General features: G+C 28.5%; 4 protein-coding genes. 1 reads left to right on the top strand and 3 read right to left on the bottom strand.

Annotation, left to right across the window (positions count from 1 at the left end; translation table 11 throughout):
- Positions 1–326: 326 nt before the first annotated feature.
- Positions 327–815, bottom strand: coding sequence for a transposase (locus CLTEP_RS13180; RefSeq protein ID WP_066827440.1), 489 nt, complete (start codon positions 813–815; stop codon positions 327–329).
- 558 nt (positions 816–1,373) lie between these two features.
- Here CLTEP_RS13180 and CLTEP_RS13175 point away from each other — a divergent pair.
- Complete coding sequence (locus CLTEP_RS13175) at positions 1,374–2,654, top strand: IS110 family RNA-guided transposase (RefSeq protein ID WP_066827438.1); 1,281 nt, start codon at positions 1,374–1,376, stop codon at positions 2,652–2,654.
- Between the two features lie 123 nt (positions 2,655–2,777).
- Here the strand turns inward: CLTEP_RS13175 and CLTEP_RS13170 are convergent, their stop codons facing one another.
- Together CLTEP_RS13170 and CLTEP_RS13165 are read right to left on the bottom strand one after the other, a co-directional pair.
- Positions 2,778–3,650, bottom strand: a complete 873-nt coding sequence (locus CLTEP_RS13170) for a secretion protein F (protein ID WP_066827436.1) — start codon at positions 3,648–3,650, stop codon at positions 2,778–2,780.
- A gap of 298 nt (positions 3,651–3,948) precedes the next feature.
- Positions 3,949–5,529 carry an RNA-dependent RNA polymerase family protein gene (locus tag CLTEP_RS13165; protein WP_066827434.1) on the bottom strand — a complete coding sequence of 527 codons (1,581 nt, stop codon included), beginning with the start codon at positions 5,527–5,529 and terminating at the stop codon, positions 3,949–3,951.
- Positions 5,530–5,894: the final 365 nt, after the last annotated feature.

The raw sequence follows: 5,894 nt of genomic DNA, 5'->3' as shown, positions 1-5,894 counted from the left end.
GTGGGTATACACGCAATCTCAAAATGGAGTAAGCAAAGACGCTATTTGTGATGTTCTTAAGCTATCAGAAGATAAGTGCGCATAATCATTGTAAAATAATGGAGGCGATTTTGCTCATTTATAGTAACTTAAATAGACTTCAATGATTTTTGAAGTAAACTTCATCTGCTCTTTCATAAAAATAAAATTGATTCTTAAAATTTTATTCTACAATATATTTTTAAACATATTTTTTCTCTTTCTGCTGGTTTTTTCAAGCATCATCATTATAAGCTTATCCTTTAAACTTCCAATAAGAATATTTAAATTAGTTTTATATTCATGTTTTAAATCTTTATCTTTATTTTTTCTTTAACAATTTTATTACTTTCTTGTTTAGCTAATTCAATCATATTTGATAGATACATAGATGCATAAAACTCTTGTTCTATTGCTATTTTTGTTCTTTCTGTAAAATTTTCAATCTCTAATCTATTTTTTAGTTCATCATATTTTACTTCAACACCCCATTTTTTAAAATATAACTCTTTTAAATCCTCAACTGTATATTTTTCATCAAGTAAACTTATTATTAAAACTTCTTCGATACCAGATGGAAGCAAAAATCTTACAACTCGTACTGTTAAAAATTCTTTACCATTTTTTATATCAATAATCTGGTCTGGTTTCTTTGCCTTCTTTATATCTTTTGAAAAGTTAACTTTTGCTCTCATCAGAAAATCAACATTATTTCCCTTTAAAAATGAGAAAAATTTTGCTCCTGGGTAACCTCTATCAAAAAGAATTAGTTCTGCATCTGTTCTATCTTTAATCATTTCTAGTATTAATTTTTTTGCTATAGTTCTTTCTGCTGTTTCATATTTGTCTATTTTACTTTAAATATACAAGAAGCTCTTGCTCTTGCAACTTTATTCTTTTATATGCTAGTTGCTCCTCAGAAGTAAGGAAATTTCTTGATCCAACCTTGGCTCTAGTATAGCAGTTGTGGAGGGGTGTGTCCAAATTACGAATTGAAGTTAAAATTTTATTGTTTTTGTTTTTTAAATTATTTACATATTAAGTTGATGACATTGCCCGATAGGGCGTTCATTCCACATCTAAACTAAGTTTTCTATTAAAGTCAAATTGGAACCTATACAGTTAAATATTTTGGTATAATATATCTTGAATAGAGGATAGATGTATCCCTCCTGGGAAGTGACTCTATCGAGTCATTTATACCCGCGAATTAGCGTATCATTCCATCAGTGAGAACTCTATGTTTAGCTGGTTGGGTTTCCAATTTGGAACTACCCGTGTCACAAACAAGGTTATAGAATTACTGATAGAAATGGAATATCTATTCTATCTCAAAAATAAAGGAGATAATACCCATGAATAAATTTTTTTATAGACCAACAGTAGGAATTGATGTATCAGCAGATTTTTCAGTAGTAGCTATTCTGGCACCTGACGGTGAAGTTTACAGAAAGCCTTTTAAGATTAAACATAATAGAGATGGTTTCGATTACCTAGTAGATCAAATAAAAAAAGCGGAAGAAGAGTTTAGCATGAAAACTGGCATCTTCATGGAATCTACTGGTGTTTATCACCTTACTCTTTTCCACTTTCTTAAAGATAAGTTTGAAACATTTATCTTTAATCCACTCATTACTAATAGTAACAAAAATAGTGGAATAAGAAAAGTGAAAAATGATAAACGTGATGCAATATCCATCGCTACAATAGGCAAATTTCAATCTGTTAAATGCTCTTCTGCATTTGATGTTGAAATTTACACCTTAAAATCTCTCTGTAGAGACTACTATAAATTAACAGATACCAAATCTACTTATAAGAAAAAATTATCTACTGACTTAAGGGTTATTTTCCCTGGATACAATTCCGTATTTTCAAATATTACCTGTAAAACTTCTTTGGCTATACTTAAGCAATATAATAGTCCTCAAGGCATTCTTGATGCAGATAGAAAGACTTTGATAGAAATCATTTCTAGTAACTCAAGAAAAGGACTACTCTATAGTGAAAAACTTTATGAAAAACTGATTTCTATTGCCCAAGAAGCACTATATATCGGCATAAAATCATCTAGCTTATTTGTAAAAATCACTAATACAATTTTATTGATAGAAACCTTAGAAACTCAACTTGAAAGTTTACTGAAGGAAATACACTTACTTATAAAAAGCCGTAGGCTCCCTGAAACATTTATAAAAAATATCCAGTTGATATACTCAATACCTGGCATTGGTGAATTAACTGCAATAACCATAATGAGTGAAATCGGTAATATCAACGGTTTTCTTAAGCCTAAACATTTAATTGCGTATTTCGGCATTGATCCTTCTGTTAATGAATCAGGCAAGTTTAAGAGTAATCAAAATAAAATGTCTAAGCGTGGTACTAGAATAGGACGCCGTGCCTTATATGCTGTTGCATTAGCATCCGTAAGAACTAATAACAATGAAGTTTTGCTTAAATACTACAAAGAAAATCTTAAAGGTAAAAAGAAAAAAGTAGCTTTAGGTGCTGTGATGAACAAACTAATCAAGTACATATTCTCGGTTCTTAAAAACCAGAAACCTTACGAGATTAGAGACCCTAAGATACACGAGAAAATGTATCTTCAAAATCAATGTAAAACAGCAGCCTAATCGCCTTTAAAACCAAATAATAAATTAGAGGGCTATTGTTCGTATTTTTACAATAGCTAGCTTTGCTATGCCCTAATTTAAAAATAAATTTTTAAAAAAAACTATTGACTATTACTAGCTGGTCTAAAACATACTTCCAAGTGTCTTAACAATTTCAACTGCCATTACTCCAAGATACATTAAGACAAAACACATGAGCATTGCAAAGGAATACTTACGGATTTTTGAAGGTTGTTTTGCTGCTATTCCTTTAAGTCTTTGAAGCTCTAACTGTTTTAAGTCATAGGAGAGCATTTGAAAATACACTACTCCATTATCTCCACGAAGTATACTAATTAGTCCCCTGACAACCTCTGATAAAGTTGAACTTCCAAGCCTTGTTGCAAACCTTGTAAGAGCAGCTTCATAGCTTCCTGATTTCATATCTGCAACAGTTATTTCTAATTCTCTTTTCATACTCTCTCCTGCATTTTGCTTATAGGTTTCTAATATTGAAAGCACATCTCTAATGGCCTTTAACTCTTGAGTAAGTGTAGATACAAACCTCGAAAGCTCATATTCAATTTCCTCACGCTGCTTTTTCACTGCTTCATCAGCACTTTTTACTTCTTTAAAATAAACAGCAATGGTTAGAAATAAAATTACTGGACTTATCATCGGTAAAATAATTAAAGCAGGGATAATACTTAAAAGTACCATTCCTGCTTTAACATAAACTCTTCCTATATAAGTTTCCGGTGATAAATTAATTTCTGCAGATTTTAAACTAGCTATCAACTTTCCTTTTTTGTAATCATTGATTTTGATATACTTAGAAATCTTAGTTGAAAGTTCTAAAATAAATACATCAAGATTTTTCACTTTTCTCTTTTGTCCTTTATTGATACTTAAAACTGCTTTGGATGCCTTATAACTTGGTAGTTTGAGGTAATCTAACAAGATCATATAGGTTCCAAAGGAGAATAGGCATATAAAAGCAAATAATATTAGTAACATAGTGCACTCCTTTTTTTATAAAAATAAAAGCACTTTAGAATATGATTTGTATTCTTAAAGTGCTTTTTAACTATTTTAAAATTTGATTTTGTTCTAAAATATAGTTTAGCCATTTACTTTTCATATTGCAAATTACTCTATTGTTGTGGCTTAACTGCCTTAATAATTATTAGTTTTTTATATCGAGATATTCTTCTGATAATATGAATAATTAAAAGTTCAGCTGCAAAGAAAGACTCGCCCTCTGCAGACAAGTCTTTCTGCTTTCATTTTATTTGAGTATCTTTATATATTAAATTTAAATATTCAAATCTTCTTCTTCAAAAGTAGCCTCGTTTTCTTCTATTTTTAGTCTTAAGTAATCTTCAATTTCAGCATGAACATCTGGTATATCTCTAATTATGGAATTTTTTAATCCTAAATTCTCTTTATAAAAATCCATATACGATTTCTTTTGACATGCTTTTTTTGTCTTTTTGCTAGGTTTATCATTCTCTTGCTCTTTTGCATTTATAGGTATTAAATACATATCAATGCTATTTTCTAAGTCTGCTAACAAATCAGGTGAATACAAAATCAAATGGTAATTTTGGAACCAATACTTCTCATCATCATTTGCTTTTAGTTTATCAATATCTACACTTCCAAATAACCCATCTTTTAAATAATATGAAATTAATATTTGATTATTAGACTTAAGCACAGCATCTTTCTGTTCTATTAGTAAATCTGTGAAATTTAATATTTTTATTGCATAATAGAAATATAATTGTTCATCATTAAACGGTTCTTGAAGTATCTCTTTATATCTTACCTTGAAAAATTTATGTAATCTGTTCTTATCAAAATCATTCATTATACTAAACCTGTCAATAGCATATAACATAGCTTCTGGAGAAAACTTAAAGATAAAGCATAACTGGTGGTAATCATAATTCTTAACCTGATATTTATCAAGATTTAATTCTCTAAAATATTTTGTTTTAAAAAAGTTATTAATGAAAGTTTTCTTTAATTTATTATCCTGTAAGTTTGATATTCTATAAACTATTTGGTTAATGAAATACAACTTATTATTATTTCTTTCTCCATCAAACCTTACATTACAATGAGCAATTACTTTTTTCCAATATCTTGCTACTAAATTGTAGTTGTTAAAAGTTTCATAAGTCCATATTTCTTTTTTTGTATCATTTCTTTCAAGTTCATATTTTTCTAATACTTTATCAAAAATTTTAACTATCTTCTCATTATCATTTTCATTGCAAAAGAAGTAAAAATCATCAGAAAAATAAGAGAACTCACATTGTATCCCTGAGTCTTCAATTTCTTTTTCTATGTCATTACTGATACTCGTTAAATTAACTTCTGCAAAATATAATGACAAATAATTTCCCATTATCAAACCATTAGTTGCCCCTAAATTCATGTTAGATAAAAATCGATCGTTATGTTCTGGAGGAATAATTTTATGTGTATATATCCTTCCGTAATATTCCTTTATATCCATTTTAATTAAATTATCATATATACATAATCTTTCAAAATCTTCTTCCAACTGTCTATCATATTCTCCTGATGCAAAATCTCCTGTTTCAATATTTGCCGATAAACGTTTATGTGAATAATCCATACTTTGAATACTGCTGAAATGTGGCATGTTCTTAAATTCTTCATATGCACGTGCAAAATTCAAAATATTAGGCATTTTTAGGGTGCGATACTTATCCTCTTGCTTTCTTACTCTAAAATTAAAAGGTTTAACCCAACACAGTTTTTCAAGGTCGAAAGAAGATATATTATCTGGTAATTTAATTTCGTCTATATCAAGGAAGTTCTTAACTGGATTTTTAAAATTATACAAGTTATTAAGTTTCATCGTCTACGCCTCTTTCCGTTCTATTCTATTTTTATCCAAGAATTCATTTTATTGTTTCTTTTAGATTATCCTATAAATTGCAAATTGTTAATTGTGAGATTGTTAAAATAAACACATTTTATAAACTTTTTATTTTTTCAGCTAATTATATATTTCCTGTTATTAGCCTAATAACTAACTTTTAATATAGCAGATGTTTATATTTTTTCAATTACGTCAATAATTCTTACTGAGATGTCACGATAACCTAGTAAAACTTTATCCTACAGCTAGGAAGTTTTTATTGTAATTTTTTTACTTATTCAATGCTTTTTTTAGATCTTCAACATTCAGCAATTTAAAAATTGTACTAATTTCATTTTCAA

Origin of the sequence: Clostridium tepidiprofundi DSM 19306 (genome assembly GCF_001594005.1) — a bacterium.
Taxonomy (GTDB): Bacteria; Bacillota; Clostridia; order Clostridiales; family Clostridiaceae; genus Clostridium_AC; species Clostridium_AC tepidiprofundi.
The sequence above is the reverse complement of the archived record's forward strand: the minus strand, read 5'-3'. Positions and strand labels throughout refer to the sequence as shown.